We start from the raw sequence: 16874 nt of genomic DNA, 5'->3' as shown, positions 1-16874 counted from the left end.
AGGTGGCGGTCAGGCAGGCGGCGGTCAGGCAGGCGGTGTCTTGGTCGGTACCAGCACCCCCACGATCGCGCCACCGATCAGCCCGGTGGTGCCGACGAGCACGTCGGGGATCGAGCGGGCGGGCTCGGCCGCGGCGAGCCAGATGATCCCACCGAGACAGAGCAGGAAGCCGGCGCCGAGAATGTAGAGCGCGAGGTTGAGGATGGACTGGTTCATCGGTTCTCCTTGCGTCGCGGCCGCGGGGCGGGCCAGAGGGTGTCGAGCAGGGCGGGGTGGTCGGAGCCGACGGCGATGCGTCGGACGCGGCGGGTGGGGATCCACGGCCGGGTGAAGGTCGCCATGATGTGGCGGGCCTGGACGCGCCGGCCGGGCAGCGCAGGCGCGACAGTGCGGATCAGCCGGTTGCTGTCCCCGCCCCCGTTGTCGGCGGCGAGCTGTGCGAGCCGGAGCATGTAGCCGGGCCACAGCACCCACGCGCGCTTCGGGGGCGCGTGGAACGCGACGTCGCGCCACGACCAGCGGTACGGGGTGCCGGGGTCGACGGTGACGCAGGCGACCGCGCCGTAGCGGTCGCGGATGCCGTGCCCGCCGGAGGTGAGCAGCACGAGCTCGGCGTTGCTCAGGGTCGCGCGGTCGCGTTGTGCGGCGAGCAGAGTGCCGGCCCTGGGGCCTCCGCCGGGGACGTCCTCGGTCTCGTCGTGGAAGACGTCCCAGTCCTCGCCGAACCAGGCGGCCCGGACGTCGCCGGCCTCGCACATGCGGATCAGCACGACGTTGTGCCGCTCGGCGGCCTCGAGGGTGCGGTCGACGATCTCGCGCACGGTGTTCGGCCGCTCGCTGACCGAGGCGGCGTTGACGGTCAGGACGTTGGCCTGGCGGGGCCGCTGCTTGCCGGCCGCGCGCCGGCGGGCGAGCACCCGGCGGCGGGTGACGACGCCGCGGGGGTTCACCGGCTCGGCAGCCGGTCGAGGGCGGCCTGGAGCCGACGGCGGCGCTTCGCGGACTTCGCGTGCTTGAGGGCCTCGCGCAGCAGCTGGCGGATCTCCTCGACGCGGGTCGGCTCTGGGTCCGGCTCCTCGGGCCGCTCCTTCGTGACGAGCTCCGCGGCGACGTCGCGGCGGAAGGCGTCCATGTCGAGCAGGCCCGGGTCCCACTTCCCGGTCACCGAGGTCTCGCGGTGCGCGCGCTGGGCCTGGGCGCTGGTGTGGAGCAGCTCGGCGAGCACGGCGCCGGTGGTGACCATGGCGTCGCGCTGTGCGTCGCTCCAGCCCTCGGAGCCGGTGTTCTGGCACTCGACCCCGACGTAGAGCTGGTTCCCGTCGCCGCCTGCGACGGTGCCCGAGGCGCGGGCGGTGCCGGCATGGTTGCCGCGGCCGGCGGCGCAGACGTAGACGGTGCCGTCGCGGCCGATCGAGAGCTGGCACAGCGGGGCGGGCAGGTCGGAGCGGCCGATCTCGGCGAGCCACTCGGCGTAGGCGCGGTCGTCGGCGATCGACTTCGGGTTGGTGTCTTTCGAGCCGGTGTGGTGCCAGAGCACGCCGACGGGGTCGAAGCCGCCGGTCGACGCGGGGCGGCCGCGGGTCTTCCAGCCGGGCACCTCGACGACCTTGAGGTCGGCGGCGCGCAGGGCTCCGGCCAGCTGGGTGAGGTAGCGGTAGGTCATCGGGGTCTCCTCGTGGTCGTGCGGGCAGGACGAAGGGGCCGCCGGACACGAGACGTGCGAGGCGGACGCGGAGTGAGGGGGTCAGCGGCGGTCGGCGTGCTGTGCGCGGCCGAGGACGGCGAGGCGCTGGATGATGCCGATGGCGACCAGGAAGCGGCCGACGAGCACGAGCTCGTCACGCAGCGGGTAGTCGGCGCCGAAGATCGTGCGGACCAGGCCGAGCCCGGAGAGCACGATGATGCCGAGGGTCAGGACCATGACGGACTGCCCGAAGGGGTGGCGCCACCAGGGCTCGGTGAAGCCGAACCAGACGGCGAAGATGACGGCGGCGGTCAGCAGGAACGCCGAGGAGAACAGCAGGGCGACGGCCACGTCATCCCCTTCCGTGGTGGATGCTCAGGAAGAGCTCGGTGAGGTGGTTCTTCTCGCGGATCTCGCTGCGCAGCGAGTCGCTGAGGGCCTCGTACTCGGGGGTCTCTGCGCGTACCCGCTCGAGCTCGGCCTGAGCGCGCTGCCGGGCCCGGGTGGCCTCGGACTCGCGGTCGGGGGTGCGGCGTCGGCGGAACCACTTCATCGCGTCACGTCCTCGTCGGATTGCGACCCCTGCTGAGAGTCCACGCTCGCCCGGACGGCCTGCATGATCGCGAGCACGTTCCGGCCGACCTCGCCCATGTGACTGAGCTGCTTGTCCTTCTCGACGATCTGCGCGTCCTTGAGCCGCGACTCGGCCCGCCACTCGTCGCGGTCGTGGATCGCGTCCTCGTGGGTCCGCCGCGGCACCAATTGGCCGCGCATGATCGCGGTGACGAAGAGGACGACGAGCGCCCAGCCCGAGCCGACCCCTACTTGAGGCAGCACAACAGACCAGTCCACGAGGGCCTCCCGGCATCAGGTTGAGGGCTTCAGACCCGGGGCTCACCGGGCCGCGAGACGATTCGCGCTGGCGCATCGGCCGGCAGCGAGCGGGTACTGCGGGTGTCGTCACGGGTCACCAGCCCGGGTGGGTCCCTGATTCACCTGATCCTGGAGGAGCCAGGGACAGCCGGTGGCCCGGGCGCTAGGTGGAACCCTGGGCCACCGCGCCCGGATCCGATCAGCGCTATCCCGGCCGAGTGACGCGAGGACGGAGCGGGCCGTTGCTCGCGCGGGTAAAGTCCGCGCCGCACACCGGTAGGCAAAGAGACGGGCAGCAGATGGCCTCGCACAGACACCGCGACCACGGTTCCAAGCGCCTCGATATTCAGGGCCTGCGGATGGTGGCCGTTGTGGCCGTTGTCGCCAACCACCTCACGGACTGGCCCTCGGGAGGCTTCGTCGGAGTCGACGTCTTCTTCGTCATCTCCGGCTACCTCATCACCGGGCTGCTGATCCGCGATCTCGGCCGCAGCGGGGTCGGTCTCCATCGCTTCATCGCGGACTTCTACCGCCGGCGGATCAGGCGACTCTTCCCGGCGGCGCTGGTCACAATCGTCGTGACGATCGTGTTCGCCCACATCGCCCTGACCGGCAGTCGTGCCGATGACGTCGGCGTGGACGGGTGGTGGGCAGCCGTGTTCCTCGCGAACTGGCACTTCGCCGAGGTTGGCACTGACTACTTCGCCGGCGCGGGCGAGTCGCCGCTGCAGCACTACTGGTCGCTGTCGGTCGAAGAGCAGTTCTACGTCGTCTGGCCGCTGGCGCTCTTCGCCGTCGCGGCGGTAGCCGGAGCGCGGACGTCCTTGCAGCGGCGACGTGTGGTTGTCCTGGCCGCGTCGACGCTCCTCGTCGGAGCCTCGCTGTGGGTCGCCTTCGGGCAGAGCGCCGACGACCCGACTGGCGCCTACTTCTCCACCGTCACCCGAGGGTGGGAGCTGGGCCTCGGAGCGCTGATGGCGTGTGTGGTGCCCTATATGCGCGGCAACGCCGTCGTGCTGACCGCGATGTCGTGGACGGGCATGGTGGCGATCGGCGTCTCGCTCTTCGTCATCACCGACACCACCACGTTCCCAGCGCCCGGCGCACTTCTGCCATGCCTCGGCGCAGCGCTGGTGATCGCAGCCGTTTCGCCGGACGCCCGAGCCTGGAACGTAGTCTTGACCTCGCGGCCGGCGGTGTTCGTCGGCGACATCTCGTACTCGGTCTACCTGGTGCACTTCCCGGTCATCGTGTTGCTCGCACCGTCGCTCGGTGACGCAGGTTGGTACTACAACATCGCCTGCGTCCTGCTCATTCTCGGGCTCTCGATGGCGCTCTACGGCTTCATCGAGCGACCTGTGCTGGAGTCCAACTGGCTGGCCCCGAAGAAGTCACCGGAGCAAGCCCGAGCTGCCGACTCGACTGCCGACGGGTTCTTCTCGACCCCGGTACACGTGCTTGCAGCAACCACCACCGTCGTCGCCCTAGGCCTGTCCGCAATGGCCCTGTGGCCGGGCAATCAAGACGAGATCCGAGACCGGTACCAGGTCATCAATCGGACGCTGGACGAGCCCGTAGCGCAGGAACTGCCGCCGCAGGCAGCGAGGCTGCAGCGCGAGATCGGTGCAGCACTCGCAGCGACTAGGTGGCCGGACTTGCAACCGTCGATGGAGCAGGAGCTCGAGGCAAACGGCGAGTCCGCCCTCATCTCCCGGTGCGGGCAGATCGAGATGGCCCCGACCGACGAGTGCCTTGCCGGCGACCCGGACGCACGGCGGACCATCGTGGTCGCAGGGGATTCAACCTCGATGGTCTACGGGGAGGCTTTCGAGTCCATCGTCCAGGACGACCTCGACGGCTGGCGGATGCGCTTCGCTGGCACCTACGGGTGCGCCTTCAGCCCGGTTGTCTACGACAACGCCGACAGTCGGCTTGAAGCCGGCTGTGCCGAACACACGGCCGACGTCGTAGCCGAGGTCAAGAAGTTGCGCCCCGAGCTGCTGATTGTCACGAACCAGGCTGTCACGCTGCCGCGGGCGAGTGACGGCGAACCCCAGAGTCCGCGCGACCAGGCCCTGGCGCTGCGGCCCATCCTTGAGGACCTGACCGGGTACGTGGATCACGTCGCTCTGCTGCTGCCGCCACCGGGTGGTCACGAGCCTGTCACCTGCTACCGGCCGGGGGGCAACCCAGCTGCGTGTGCGACGACGGTCCCCGACGACTGGGCGGACAGCCGCGCAGCGTTGACATTCGTCGCCGAGGAGGGGACAGGCGCGTCCGCGATCGACAGCCAGCCCTGGTTCTGCAGCGAAGCCGACTTCTGCCCGGCCTTCGTTGGGGACATGGTCACGATGCGGGACCGCGTGCACGCGACGACGACCTACGTGCATCACATCGAGCCGGCGCTTCTCGAGGGGCTGCGGCGTTCGGGGGCACTGCCTTCTCGCTGAGCTCAGGCCGTGCGGGTGAACTGCAGGAACGACGGCGTCCCGTAGTAGCTGCTCGCTGCGGCGTTCTTCGTCGCCATGAGCAGCCGGACGGTGTGGACGCCGCCGACCGGGACAGCGACGCCGGTGATGGAGTCGAACCGGACGTCGACCCCATTGAAGTAGCCGTCGACGGTGCCGATGGTGACGCCGTCGAGCTGGACGGTGTAGATACCCCGGTTGGTGCCGCGGACGTGGGCGAGCTGCACGGTCCAGGTGCCGGCAGAGAGGTCGACCCTCCAAGAGACTTCGGCGTTCTGCACGCCACCGACCGAGGACCGTTGCATCGACATCGGGTATCCGGCGTCGAACCGCGCGGCGCCCTCGAAGTTCGCGTTGCCGTTGGTCGGGGCGGAGACCGGGATGAACGCCTGCCAGCTCTCGGCCTGGCGTAGGCGCGGAACCCGGCCGGCACTCGAGCGATTGCCGAGCACTGCCCATCCGGCTGGGAACACGGAGTCGGCGAAGTCGAACGCGGTCGAGGGACGCAGGCCAACGGCGTACCCATCGGCAGCAGCCGCGGGGTCGATGACTAGGTCGATGGGCGTCGCTCCGCCCTCCCCGGGGCGAAAGGTGATGTTGTCGAGGACGGTCTGGCGTGCGCCCTTGATCTCGATGGTCTTCGTCTGCGAGGACACGAAGGCGTCGCGCAGGCTGAACGCCCGCGGGCCGCCGTTCTCGTTGCCGATCACGACGGCCTTGTCGCACTTCTCGACGTGGATCTGGGAGAACCACCACTCGGCGGAGGAGCCGGTGATGTTGATGGCGGTGTCGGTGACGCCGCTGGTGCCGACGATCGTGCCGCCAGTCCAGGAAACGCCCGCTCGGAAGTTGACGCCGGTCGGGTCGCCGCCTTCGAAGGGCTTGAGGCAGGTGCCGATGTTGCAGCCGAGGAAGTAGTTCTGGATCGTGTCGGTCGAGACGCCGACGCCGAGGTTGTTGAAGTCGCAGGCGACGAAGCGGTTGTCACCCGCGTTGTCGCGGAGGGTCAGGCCGACCTGGGCGGCGTAGGTGGCGCCGGTGCCTGTGGTGTGGTTGCCACGGATCGTCACGCCGAAGAACTTGCAGCGGAACGAGTTCGAGAGGTCGAGCACCCTGGCGGTGGCGTGCGTCGCCCAGAGGTTGATGCCGTCGAGCTGAACGAAGAGCTTCGAGGCGAGCAGGAGCAGCGTGCCGGAGCCGGTGTACTTGATGGTGGTGCCGCCCGGGCTGGCGACGACGGTCGCCCCCGTGGGCACGGTCCACGGTGTCGCCATCACGATCTCGCCTGCCGGGAGCTCGAGCACGCGCCCGCTGGATGCCGCGACAGCCGCCTCGGAGTTCAGGGTCGCGCTCTGGTCTGACCCGTCCGCGATGGCCCGCGAGACAAGGCGGGTCTTCCCCCCTGTCGAGGCCGTAAGAGTGGACGCGAAGTCGCTCTCCTGGTCGCTCGCGACGGCCGTCATGATGCCGTCGTTCGTCGCCGGCACGGCCTCCACGGCAGCCCGGTGCGCCGCGGTGGTGTCCCGGTCAAGCTCGGCCGCGGCGGCGGCGGACGTCGCGGTGTCCGCAGCGCCGGTGGCCGTGGTGGCGGCCTGCTCCGCGGCGCTCGCGGCGCCTCCGGCGACGGCCACCGCGTCTGCCACCTGCCCGGCGTGGGTCGCGGCGGACTGGGCCGCGCCGGTCGCGGTCTCGGCCGCGCCGGTGGCGACGTCAGCTGCGCCCAGCGCGGCCGTCGCGTCGATGCGGACATCCTCGACGTCGTCGCGGGCGGCCTGTGCCTGCGCAACGTACGTCTGCATCGTGGTCTCGGCGGCGTCGACCTTCTCGTCGAGCAGCGCGACCGCCTCGCCGACTGCAGTCGGCGGCAGGTAGGACACGACGACGCGGTCGGCGAGGTCGGCGTCGCCGGTGAGGAAGAACCAGCCCGAGTCCCAGGTGCCCTGGCCATCGCCGGCGCGGGGGTCGGGGTAGAACACCCGGAGGCGGTACTGCCGGTTCTGCTCGGGCATCACGTCGGGGGAGTCCGTGGTGACGACACCGGCCTGCGTGAACGACCCGTCGGCGGTCAGGGTGAGCGCGGTGACGCCGAGCCGGACGCCCTTGGGGTCGGTGAGGACGAGCGACTCGCCGGGTGCCTGGTTGGTCTCGAGGACCGCGACGGCCTGGCGGCCGGGGATGCGGACGCCGACGAGGTCGGAGAGGTTGCCGGTGAGGGTGCAGGTCTCGACGGGCACGTCAGTCCTCGCTTCCTGCAGCAGGGGCGTCGGCGGGGTCGGGGGCCGGCTCGGGCTGGTCACGGGTGACCAGCAGGGAGAGCTGCTCGTAGGCGTCCTGTGCCTCGGCGAGCTGCGCCTCGAGCTCGCGGACGCGGAGACCCAGCTGTACGGCGCGCTGCTGGTAGTGCATCGCGTGCAGCCCGGGGAGTGCGGCCTCGAGGATGGCCTGCTCCTCCGCGAGGAGCTCGTAGACCGCCGGGTTCACCTCGGGCGGCTGCGCGGCGGCTGGCCCCGAGCTGAGGTCGTCGAGGGCGGGGGTGTCAGCGGTGGTGGACATGGTGGTCCTTTCAGGCGGCGTCGAGGTCGAGGTCAGGGAGCGCGGCGGAGAGGGCCTGGACGAGCGACTCGATGCGCGTCGCCTGGTCGCGGACGGACTCCTCTAGTGCGAGGCGGGCGGCGTGCTCGCGGCGGAGCACGGCCTGGTGGCCGATGGCGGCGAAGGTCGGGTAGTGGAACCCGTCGGGGCGGCCGTCCTCGTCGTAGTCGACAAAGGCGGTGAGGCCGCGGCCGTGCGCTTCCTCGGCGATGTAGCCCAGGCCGAGGCGCTGCTCGGGGTCGTCCTTCATGGCGTACCAGCGGGGGCGCATCGCGAGGACGTCGTCGGGGTCGATCTCGGCGTCTCGGTCGATGTTCTTGTAGCGGGCCGAGGAGACGACCTTCATGAGCTCGCCGTCGTTGCCCATGTAGACGTTGGCGGTGCGGTCGGCCGGCGGGGTACTCGGGCTCGTGGCCTTGACCTTCGCGCCGCTGACGGTGCCGAGTGCGACGACGTCGCCGAGGGTGCCGATGCCGCCCGCCGAGGAGATGCCGCCGCCGACGATGCGGAACCCGCCGTTGTAGACGACGCACTCACCGGGCTGGAAGGTGAAGTAGGTCGAGCCCGAGGGGCCCCACAGCGACATCTTGCCGACCGAGTCGGACATGAACAGGCCGCCGCCGAAGGAACCGTCTTGGCCGTAGAACGCCAGGCCGGCGCCGTACCCGAAGACGTTGGTCAGCGTGCCGCGGCTCTGCCCCTGGCCGGAGTAGACGGTGACGTTGCCGCGGATGTCCACGTTCCCGCTGGCGGCGGAGATCGACACCAGCAGGTTGCCGGCGCTGTCCCAGGCCCTCAGCGTGTTGGAGACCGAGTCGAGCTTGATGCCGCGGTTCGCGTTCGAGCTCGTCTGGATGATCGGGCCGGTGATGGTCTCGCCGTAGATGTTGGTGGCGCGCAGCGCACCGAGCCAGGCGTCGTTGGCGAGGAGCAGTTCGGTGGTGATCGCGTTGGTGTTCAGCTGCGGGGTGTTTACCGCGCCGGGGGAGATCTCGGTCTCGGTGATCTTCGCGACGACGGTGCCGGACACCACCGGGCCCGGTTCGGCCTGCCCATCGGCGTCGGTGGCGATCGCGCGGGCGTAGTAGGTGACGCCGTTCTGGAACGGGGTCCCGTTCGGCAGGGTCCGGGCGATGAAGAAGTCGGACGTGGCGTGCCCGGCCAGGGTGGCCTCGGACTCCAGCAGCGACGCGCTGGTGCCGATGAGGATCTTGTACGTGGTGGGGTCGTAGTTGTCGACCAGGTCCCAGGTGAGCAGCGCGGAGCCGATCCCGCCGCGCCACACCACCGCCGGGGACTCGGCGGGGGGCTGCCCGTCGGAACTGGTGACGGGCTGACCGGTGGTGGGCGGCACGGTCGGCGGCGGGGGCAGCTTGATGAGCGGCGCGGTGGGGTCGGTCTCGCCGCGGAGGAACGAGATCAGCTTGTCCTCGAGGGTCTGGGCGGGGTCGCCCAGCGTGAGGGTCGCGGTGGCGCCCTGGGGTGAGGCGTCGCAGGAGATGCCGGTGACGCGGAGGGCCTCGCCGGTGGACTCGATGCGGGCCAGCGCGCCCGGGCGGAGCTCCCAGGGCTCGACCTTGAGTCCGGTGGTCCGGTCGAGGACGCGGCGGCCGACGGTGGCGGTCGCTGCGCGGGCGGCGGCGGCGAGCTTCTCCAGCAGGTCCTCGCCGGCGGCCTGGGCGGCGTCGGGGGTGGAGTCGCCGAGGTTGATGGGGTCGGCGTCGCGGACCCGGGAGCCGCCAGGCTCGGCGAGCTCGACGACGACGCGGCGCAGGGGGCGGACGCCCTGGAAGCCGTCGGGGGCGGGGTCGGTGTAGAAGACGCTGACCCGGTGGCAGGGCTGCTCGTCGGCGCCGGGCCGGGACACAGCGTCGGGTTCGGTGATGTCGTACCGGACCTCGGTCTCGGGCCACCGGGTCCAGGAGAACTCGTAGCCGCCGCGGCCGCGCGTGCCGAACATCCACACCATGTCCGGGTCGTCCTCGCGGATCGCGGACAGCACGCCGGCGCCGCGGGTCCCTTCGGGCCAGGCGAGCTGGGTGTGGGTTGCCGCGGAGTCGCCGATGATCGCGGCGGCGGGGTCGACCGGGCCGAGCATCCCGCGGCCGACGAGGTCCTCGATGACCGCGCGGGAGGTGAGCGGCGTCAAGGCGTTGACCGGGGTGCCGTAGCGGTCGACGCGGGCGCCGTGGACGGTGGGGGCGGTGATCTTCACCCAGGCCAGGTCGGTGGTGACGTTGGTGGCGGCACCGGTGCGGACGAGGCTGATCGCGATGACGTCGACGCCGGTGGAGAAGTCGACGCCGGCGCGCATCGTCACGGTATGGGTGCCGGCGGGCAGCGCGCGGGTGACGGTGTCGACGAGGTCGCCGTCGTGGTGGGTGGTGATCTGCACCTGGTAGCCCGGGTCGACTGCGCCGGCGGTCAGGGTGAAGGTGATGCCGCCGATGGTCTGGGAGGAGTGCTCGAGGGCCCGGTACTCGATGCCGGTGGCGGAGCCGGGGCCGATGGGGTAGCCCTCGGGGTGGGCGAGGAGCCAGCCGCTGGTCTCGGGGGTGCCGTCGGTGTTGGTCTGGTCGGCGCGTCCGGATGCCACGGACGCGGCGGCGCGGCCCCAGCGGGACGACTCGGCGTCGGCGTACACGAGCGGCTCGACGCGGTCGGAGGCGACGACCATGGACCCGACGGCGACGAGGTCGAATCCTTCGCCGTTGTCGTCGTCGACGCCGCCGGGGTCGGTGCAGTAGCCGTCCCAGATCCCGCGGCTCTGCTGGTCGGTGACGATGAGGCGGGACTGCTCGCCGAGGTTGGGCAGCGCGGAGAGGGGCAGGTTGATCTGGAGGCGGGCGGTCTCGCAGCCGCCAATCGAGGTCCAGGTCAGGGTGGGGGTGCCGGTGACGTGGGCGGTGACGTCGACGTCGAAGGGCCCGTCGGGGGAGGAGTCGAGGAGCCGGTAGGTCAGGCTGCCGTCGGTGCTGGTGGGCATCGGGTCAGACCCCCCACAGGTAGCGCGGTCGGTAGGTGACGGTCACGGCGGTGGTGGAGTTCGGGTCGTCGTGCACTCCGGCCATCGGTGTCGGGTCGAGCGCCTGGGCGACCCAGAGGTGGTTGTCGCGGTGCGGGGAGAGGTGGGGCCAGCCGCCCGCGGCGCCCGGGGCGCGCATGGGTGCCCCGCCGACGGTCATCTCGGCGACCCGGTCCTCGGCGTCGACCAGCGCGGTGACGGGGCCGGTGCCGACGTAGTCGGGGTCCAGCTGCAGCAGGGACGAGTCGGGGTCGACCGGCAGCATGATCAGGTGGTTGTCGAGCCGCAGCTCGCCGCCCGGGGCGACGCGGCGCGCCTCGAGGGTGAGGACGGTCGCCGCGGACACCGGGAGCCTGGTGCCGGCGGCGAGGGGCCACGGCACCTCGCCGACGTCGACCCAGCGCAGCTGCGGGTCGACCTGCACCACTCGCGGAGTGGAGTAGACCCGCGACGACACCCCGGCCGCCGAGATCCGCCACCGCAGGAGCAGCGAGCCGGTGTCGCCTGACCCGGAGAGCCGCAGCAGCGTGCGCCGGCGCCCGCGGGAGGTCCCGGATGGGGCGAACGTCGCCACCGTCGTCCAGTCCGTGAGGGCGCCGGTGGTGGACCGGTACGAGCCGGCCAGGTACGACCCATCGGTCACGGCCGCGGCTACACCGCCGCCCCAGGACGCCGCGGTGGCCACGTCGGGGGCGTCGGCCACGACGGCCACGGCCGGGCCGAGCATCGCGCCGGCCGCCTGCTTCTCCAGCTGCACGACCGCCGGCGCGGCAACCTCCCCGATGACCGGGGGCAGCTCGACCCGCATCGGGTACGTCGCACCGGACGGGCGGTTGGCCACCGTGAACGGGCCCAGGACGAGGGGCTCGCCCACCGCGAACGGGTCGGCCGGCGCTGACAGCGTGGTCGTCCAAGTGTCCGTGCGGGCGGAGTCGACGTAGACCCGGTCTAGCGACAGCGCGGATGGGGCGGCCGCGTAGGTGTGGAACCAGCGCGGCTCTGAGTCCCAGGACATCTGCCACTCGAACCAGTTGTCCTCGCGGGTCAGCTCGCGGGCGACGGCCTCGAGCCGGGCCAGCGCCTGCGGCCGGGCGCCGTCGACGCGCAGGGGCAGCGGCAGCGTCCGCTCACCCCACACGCGGCCGCGTCCGCCCGGCTCGCCGGACAGCTGCGCCATCCCCAGCGAGAACCCGTCGGCCTGCACCCGGGAAGGGTTGTGGGCGATGCCGCGCTCGTTGAGGTCCAGCCGTGTGGCCGACTCGAGCGACGGTGCCTCGCAGAACCGCATCCGGGGCCACCGCGGCCCGACCGACATCTGGGTCACCGGGTCTTCGCCTTCGCCGCCGCGACGCGCTTCTGCTCCACGAAGCCCATCCGGACGCCCTCGCGGGCACCGTCTCGTGCACCCCGCTCGGAACCATCGCGTGCGCCGCGCTGCGTGCCGCGGATCGTGGCCGCCTCGATGAGCTGCTCCTGCCGCTCCAGCTGCCGGGTGAGCAGCTGCTGAGTCGATTCCTGCCGTGCCAACGTCGCCTCCAGCTTCGCGATGTGCTGCCCGGTGTAGGCCTCGGCGGCCCACTGCCCGGCGTTGGCCTGGGCCGACGCGCGACCGTCGAACATCGCCGCGAACGCCTGGATCTCCGCGGTGGTGTCGAGGTCGCGGAGGGTCGCCATGTCGGCGCCGGTGGCGAGCGACCGGAACGCCTCCGAGGCGGTGTCGATGCCGAGCGCCGCGACCGACTGGAGCAGCTGGTTCCGCTCGGCGGTGTCGTTGCGGTCGGCCTCGAGCTGCAGCATCACCGCGGCGAGTCCGCCGCTGGTCTCGATGCCGTCAGGGCCGGTGCGCTTGGTGCCGTAGATGTCGTTGTCGAAGTACCCCGCGACCGACTGGGAGACGTCTTCGGCGGTCGCCCGCCACGTCTCCAGCTCCTCCTCGGTCTCCGCGATCTTCGCGGTGACGCTCTCGAACCGGTCGGCCAGCTTGACGCTCCGCTCGCGGATCTGGTCGAAGCTCTTGGGGACGTCGACGCCGGCCTCGCGGAGCACGCGGCGGAAGTCGGCGTACTCCTCGCTGACCTCGGCGGCGGTCATGCCGGACTCGATGTTGAAGTCGCGGCCGGCCTCGCGTGCGCGGATGGTGGTGGCGCGGCGGGCGTCGGAAAGCGCGTCGCGGGCCTGCTTCAGCTCGGCGCGGGCGATGCGCCGGTCGAGGCCGTCGAGGCGGTTCTTGCCGGTGGCGTTGAGGGACCGGGCGATCTCGCGGACCTCCTTCATGGCCTGGAGGAGCGCGAGGCGGTCCTCGACGGACCGGGAGGCGGAGGAGGTGCCCCGTACGGCGTTGGCGGCGTCCTGCCAGGCGTACTGGGGGGCCTTGGCCGGGCCGCCGTCCGCGAGCTTCCGCGCGCGGATCGCCTCCATGAACCCGAGGCCGTAGTGGTCCACCGCCGCGACCGGCATGACGTACTCGCGGTTCGACAGCAGCGCGGGGACCATGTCGTCGCGCGGGCCGCCGGGGCCGAACACCTGGCCGCCGTCAGCCTTCTTCCGCGGCACGAGACCGCCGAGCGTCGGGTCGTAGCTCGTGCCGCCGCCCATCCCGCGGCCACCGTCGCGACTCCCGCGGGTCTCGTAGACCGTCAGGATCTTCGTGACCGCGACGTCACCGTCGAGCGCGGCGAGCCGGGCCCGCACAGCGGCGATCTTCGCCGAAGCGGCGTCGTCGAGCAGCGCGCGGGCCTCGGCCCGGGTGACCCCGTACTTGTCGATGAGCCCCTGGACGGTCTTGATCCGCCCGGACGCGACGTCGTCGAGCGCCGCCTCGGCGGTCTCGCGGCTCAGCCCGTACTTCTTCAGGAGCCGCTCGATCCTGGCGAGCTCCTTCGCGGCCGGGTCCGCGTCAGCGTCGAGCTCGGCCACGGGCACGCCGCCGACGGTGTTCGTGTACCGGTTGACTTCGTCCTGGCCGCGCTTCCAGGCGCGGTTCGCGCGGCCAATCTCTGCGTCGGTGGCGTCGGCGAGCTGCGCCATCCGCATCGCACCCTCGGGGCCGGCCTCCCGCAGCGCGTCGATGAGACCGCCGCGCAGACCGTTCTCCGCGGCGTCCTCGGCGTTGACCCGGAAGTCGCGGAGCGCGTTGGCCTGCGCCTCGAGCTCGCCGATCCAGTCGCCAAGCGAGACCGAGGAGTCGTTCAGGCTGTCCCCGAGACCGATGAACGCCTCAGCGGTACCGCGGGCGGCTTCCCGAGACGCGGCCATCGCCTCGGTCATCACCGCGACGCCCGGCGCCGCGCTGGTCATCGCGGCGCCGACCTCTTCGGTGCCGTCGGCGGCGAGCCGGGCCTCGGTGTCGGCCCGGCCGAGGGCGTCGCTGTACCCGGGCAGCAGACCGCGCAGCATCTCGGTCTGCTCGCCGTTGAGGCCCTGCGCGTCGGCGAGCTCCTCGAACGCGGCCTGGGCCTGGTCGATCCCGCCGGCCGCCGCGATGTTGGTCAGCGCAGTGTCGAGGGCCTCGATGTCCTGCTTCGCCTCCTTGAGGCGGCGGCCCTCGAGCTGACCGAACGAGGCGACGCCGAGGGCGATGTCGCCGATGCTCTCGCCGATGTTCTTGTCGCCGAGGCGGCCGATGCTGTCGCCGAGGTCGTCGAACTCCCCGCCGAGATCGGTGACCAGGCCGCCCCGGAGGTCCAGGAGGCGGGAGGTGAGGTCGTTGGCGTTCGGCCCGGCGCCCTGCAGCGCGTCCTGCAGGGCCGCGATGCCGGCCACGGCGGTCTGGACGATGGCGAGTGCGGCGGCTGCCTTCGCGACACCGTTGAGGCCGCGGCTGGCGGCCGGGGAGATCTCGGCGACGTCGGCGAGGGACTCACGGACAGCGGTGATGCCGCCGATGACCTTCGTGCCGGCCCAGATCCCGCCGCCGAGGATCGCGGCGACACCGAGCAGCCCGGTCAGCGATCCCTGGACCGGGTCGGGGAGCGCGCCGAAGGCGTCGGCGAGGGTACCGACGACGTTGGCAACGTTCGCAATGATCGGCAGCAGCGAGTCGCCGGCCTCGATGCCGGCGTCGCGGATCTGGTTCCACGCGACCTTCGCCTGGGAGCCGGTGGTCTCGGCGCGCTTGGCGTACTCCTCGATGAGCGCGCGGTTCGCCTCCCACGCAGCACCGGACAGGTCAAGTGCGGTAGTCAGCTCGTCGCCGGCGCCGGCCAGGCGGAGCATGACCTGGAGGTTCTGGGTGCCCTTGATGCCGAGGTCCTCGAGCGTCCCGATGACGTTCCCACCGGAGTCGCTGATCCGGCCGAGACCCTGGAGGAAGGCGTCGAACGCGCGGACCGGGTCGTTGGCCCACTGGTCGGCGAACTCCTGGGCGGACATGCCGGAGACCTGAGCGAAGCCCTGCACCCCGTCGGCGCCCTGCGCGGCGGACTGGTAGATGTTCGCGAAGACCCGCTGGATCGCGCCGCCGCCGAGCTCGGACTCGATGCCGAGGTTCGCCATCGACGAGGCGAGCGCCAGCACGTCGGCCTCGGTGGCACCGACGAGCTTCCCGGCGCCGGAGAGCCGCTGGGCCATGTCGAGGATCTGGCCCTCGGTGGAGGCGCCCTTGTTGCCGAGGTCGACCAGCGTGTTGCCGATCTCGTCGACCTCGTCGGCCGCGGTGCCCATGACGTTCATGAACTGCGCGATCGACGTCGCGGCGCCGTCGGCGGTGAGGTTGGTGGTCTCCCCGAGCATCACCATGGTCTTGGTGAAGTCGGTGATGTCCTCGCGTGCGACACCGAGCTGGCCGGCGGCCTCGGCGGTGGCCGCGATCTCCTGGTGGGTAGCCGGCATCGTCTTCGCCAGCGACCGCAGGTCGGACTCCAGCTGCGCCATCTCGGCGCTGGACCCGTCGACGGTCTTGGTGACGCCGGCCCACTGGGACTCCCAGTCCATGGCGGCCTTGCCGAGGACCGCGAGCGCCGCGGTGGCGCCGAACGCGACCTTGCCGGCCCGGTCGCCGAGCCGGTCCATCGCCTGGGTCTGGCGGCTGGTCGACTTCTCCGCCTGGTCCATGGCGGTGGTCATCTCGCGGCCGAAGTCCTTCGACGCCGCGATGGCCTGGGCGGTGTCCATGGAGAGGCGTACGACGACGGAGCGGGCCTGAGCGGTCACGGCGTACGCCTCCCTTCAAGGGTGGTCAGCTGGGGGTGGTGGTGACGCCGAGCAGGAACGGCGGCAGGTCGGCCGGGCCGATGTCGCGGGCGGCGGCGGGGTAGGTGACCTTGTCGCCGCCGTTCGCGGCAGTGCAGGCGTGGCAGAGGAACCGGTCCTCGGTCTCGTCGTGCTCGTACTGGCCGTCCATCTCGGAGTGCCAGGCACGGGAGCGGGGGTGGCCGCAGAGGCAGAGGTCGTCCTCGTACCGCTGGAGGCTCATGACCAGGGCGCGGTCCTCGGGGGTCCAGGCGGGGGAGTGCACGGCCCGGGTTACGCGGCCGGCGTCGTCGTAGACGTACTCGGTGGACTGCATCCGCAGCCCGCAGAACAGGGTGGGGGGTGTCCCTGCTGTGCGGGCGGCGCGCAGCAGGGAGCGGACTACCGCTGCCCGAGGTTCTGCAAGGCTGCGGGCGAGAAAGGGACGTCGACCCCGCCGTCGGTGTTGACCTTGTGCGCGATCCGGACGAGCTCGCCGACCGCGCGGGGGCCGAGGTTCTTCCGGATGGACTCGACGTCGGCGATGGTCAGGACCGGGTCGATGGCGCACTTCGCGATGAGGCGGGTGTTGTAGCGGGTCATGTCGGGGCGGTCGCCCTTGGGCTTGTGCTGGTCGTTGAAGACGCTGAGGTCGTCGGACGACATGCCCTCGAAGAGGACCCACCGCTTCGAGGCGGCCATCTCGCGCTCGAGCTGCTGGACGCGGTCGCTGAGCGCGCGGGCGCGGGCGGTCGGGGAGATCTCGCCGATGGTGGTCTCGTCGTGCTCGGCGTCGTCGAGGAGGCGGCCCTGGGCGTCGACGATGGTGCGGAGCTCGGACAGTGCGCGGGTGTGGTCGGCCTCGAGGTCGGCGCGGAGGCAGATGCCGGCGTAGTCGCGGGGGCGGCGGGCGGAGGCGAGGAGCTCGTCCATGGTGAGCATGGCGCGGGGCTCGTCGTTCGCGGGCCGGGCGGTGGCCGCGGTGGGCTCGGGGACGGTGCTGCCGATGGCTGCGTCGCTGATGGACTGGTCGAGGTTCTGCTCGGTCACGGTGGGGCTCCTG

At 71.7% G+C, this 16874-nt stretch carries 14 protein-coding genes; 1 reads left to right on the top strand and 13 read right to left on the bottom strand.

The features are described from left to right. Nucleotides 1-24: 24 nt before the first annotated feature. From OSR43_RS14050 to OSR43_RS14025, 6 genes are all read right to left on the bottom strand, one after another. The gene (locus OSR43_RS14050) at nucleotides 25-216 is read right to left on the bottom strand and encodes a hypothetical protein (RefSeq protein WP_302267234.1); all 192 of its coding nucleotides are present in this window, start codon (nucleotides 214-216) and stop codon (nucleotides 25-27) included. Next, nucleotides 213-950, bottom strand: coding sequence for a hypothetical protein (locus OSR43_RS14045; RefSeq protein WP_302267233.1), 738 nt, complete (start codon nucleotides 948-950; stop codon nucleotides 213-215). Before OSR43_RS14045 ends, OSR43_RS14050 begins: the two co-directional genes overlap by 4 nt. Then, the gene (locus OSR43_RS14040) at nucleotides 947-1663 is read right to left on the bottom strand and encodes an N-acetylmuramoyl-L-alanine amidase (RefSeq protein ID WP_302267232.1); all 717 of its coding nucleotides are present in this window, start codon (nucleotides 1661-1663) and stop codon (nucleotides 947-949) included. The genes OSR43_RS14045 and OSR43_RS14040 overlap by 4 nt, the downstream gene beginning before the upstream one ends. An 81-nt stretch (nucleotides 1664-1744) precedes the next feature. Next, nucleotides 1745-2035, bottom strand: a complete 291-nt coding sequence (locus tag OSR43_RS14035) for a hypothetical protein (RefSeq protein WP_302267231.1) — start codon at nucleotides 2033-2035, stop codon at nucleotides 1745-1747. Between the two features lies 1 nt (nucleotide 2036). After that, nucleotides 2037-2237, bottom strand: a complete 201-nt coding sequence (locus OSR43_RS14030) for a hypothetical protein (protein ID WP_302267230.1) — start codon at nucleotides 2235-2237, stop codon at nucleotides 2037-2039. After that, nucleotides 2234-2536, bottom strand: a complete 303-nt coding sequence (locus OSR43_RS14025; protein WP_302267229.1) for a hypothetical protein — start codon at nucleotides 2534-2536, stop codon at nucleotides 2234-2236. The genes OSR43_RS14030 and OSR43_RS14025 overlap by 4 nt, the downstream gene beginning before the upstream one ends. Nucleotides 2537-2856: 320 nt before the next feature. Here OSR43_RS14025 and OSR43_RS14020 point away from each other — a divergent pair, with 320 nt between their 5' ends. Then, nucleotides 2857-5007: an acyltransferase family protein gene (locus OSR43_RS14020; protein WP_302267228.1), complete on the top strand. Its 2151-nt coding sequence runs from the start codon at nucleotides 2857-2859 to the stop codon at nucleotides 5005-5007. Nucleotides 5008-5009: 2 nt separating this feature from the next. On the opposite strand, the gene OSR43_RS14015 is transcribed toward OSR43_RS14020, so the two are convergent. From OSR43_RS14015 to OSR43_RS13985, 7 genes are all read right to left on the bottom strand, one after another. After that, a complete protein-coding gene (locus OSR43_RS14015; RefSeq protein WP_302267226.1) occupies nucleotides 5010-7259 on the bottom strand; it encodes a hypothetical protein in 2250 nt (749 codons plus the stop codon). 1 nt (nucleotide 7260) lies between these two features. Beyond that, nucleotides 7261-7578, bottom strand: a complete 318-nt coding sequence (locus OSR43_RS14010) for a hypothetical protein (RefSeq protein ID WP_302267224.1) — start codon at nucleotides 7576-7578, stop codon at nucleotides 7261-7263. 10 nt (nucleotides 7579-7588) lie between these two features. After that, complete coding sequence (locus tag OSR43_RS14005; RefSeq protein ID WP_302267223.1) at nucleotides 7589-10603, bottom strand: hypothetical protein; 3015 nt, start codon at nucleotides 10601-10603, stop codon at nucleotides 7589-7591. Between the two features lie 4 nt (nucleotides 10604-10607). Further along, on the bottom strand, nucleotides 10608-11966 hold the full coding sequence (locus OSR43_RS14000) for a hypothetical protein (protein ID WP_302267222.1): 1359 nt from the start codon (nucleotides 11964-11966) through the stop codon (nucleotides 10608-10610). Beyond that, nucleotides 11963-15793 carry a phage tail tape measure protein gene (locus OSR43_RS13995; protein ID WP_302267221.1) on the bottom strand — a complete coding sequence of 1277 codons (3831 nt, stop codon included), beginning with the start codon at nucleotides 15791-15793 and terminating at the stop codon, nucleotides 11963-11965. The genes OSR43_RS14000 and OSR43_RS13995 overlap by 4 nt, the downstream gene beginning before the upstream one ends. Before the next feature lie 25 nt (nucleotides 15794-15818). Next, on the bottom strand, nucleotides 15819-16148 hold the full coding sequence (locus OSR43_RS13990; RefSeq protein ID WP_302267220.1) for a hypothetical protein: 330 nt from the start codon (nucleotides 16146-16148) through the stop codon (nucleotides 15819-15821). A gap of 65 nt (nucleotides 16149-16213) precedes the next feature. Continuing rightward, entirely contained in the window at nucleotides 16214-16861 is a 648-nt protein-coding gene (locus OSR43_RS13985) for a hypothetical protein (protein WP_302267218.1), read from the bottom strand. Between the last annotated feature and the right edge of the window lie 13 nt (nucleotides 16862-16874).

Origin of the sequence: Nocardioides sp. Arc9.136, assembly GCF_030506255.1 — a bacterium.
GTDB lineage: Bacteria > Actinomycetota > Actinomycetes > Propionibacteriales > Nocardioidaceae > Nocardioides.
This window is presented reverse-complemented; position numbering and strand designations above follow the sequence as displayed.

Bases quoted from the DNA above. Each gene is read 5' to 3' on its own strand.
- OSR43_RS14040 (WP_302267232.1), bottom strand. From the start codon at position 1,663: ATGACCTACCGCTACCTCACCCAGCTGGCCGGAGCCCTGCGCGCCGCC.
- OSR43_RS14020 (WP_302267228.1), top strand. From the start codon at position 2,857: ATGGCCTCGCACAGACACCGCGACCACGGTTCCAAGCGCCTCGATATT.
- OSR43_RS14010 (WP_302267224.1), bottom strand. From the start codon at position 7,578: ATGTCCACCACCGCTGACACCCCCGCCCTCGACGACCTCAGCTCGGGG.
- OSR43_RS14030 (WP_302267230.1), bottom strand. From the start codon at position 2,237: ATGAAGTGGTTCCGCCGACGCCGCACCCCCGACCGCGAGTCCGAGGCC.
- OSR43_RS14050 (WP_302267234.1), bottom strand. From the start codon at position 216: ATGAACCAGTCCATCCTCAACCTCGCGCTCTACATTCTCGGCGCCGGC.
- OSR43_RS13990 (WP_302267220.1), bottom strand. From the start codon at position 16,148: ATGCAGTCCACCGAGTACGTCTACGACGACGCCGGCCGCGTAACCCGG.
- OSR43_RS14005 (WP_302267223.1), bottom strand. From the start codon at position 10,603: ATGCCCACCAGCACCGACGGCAGCCTGACCTACCGGCTCCTCGACTCC.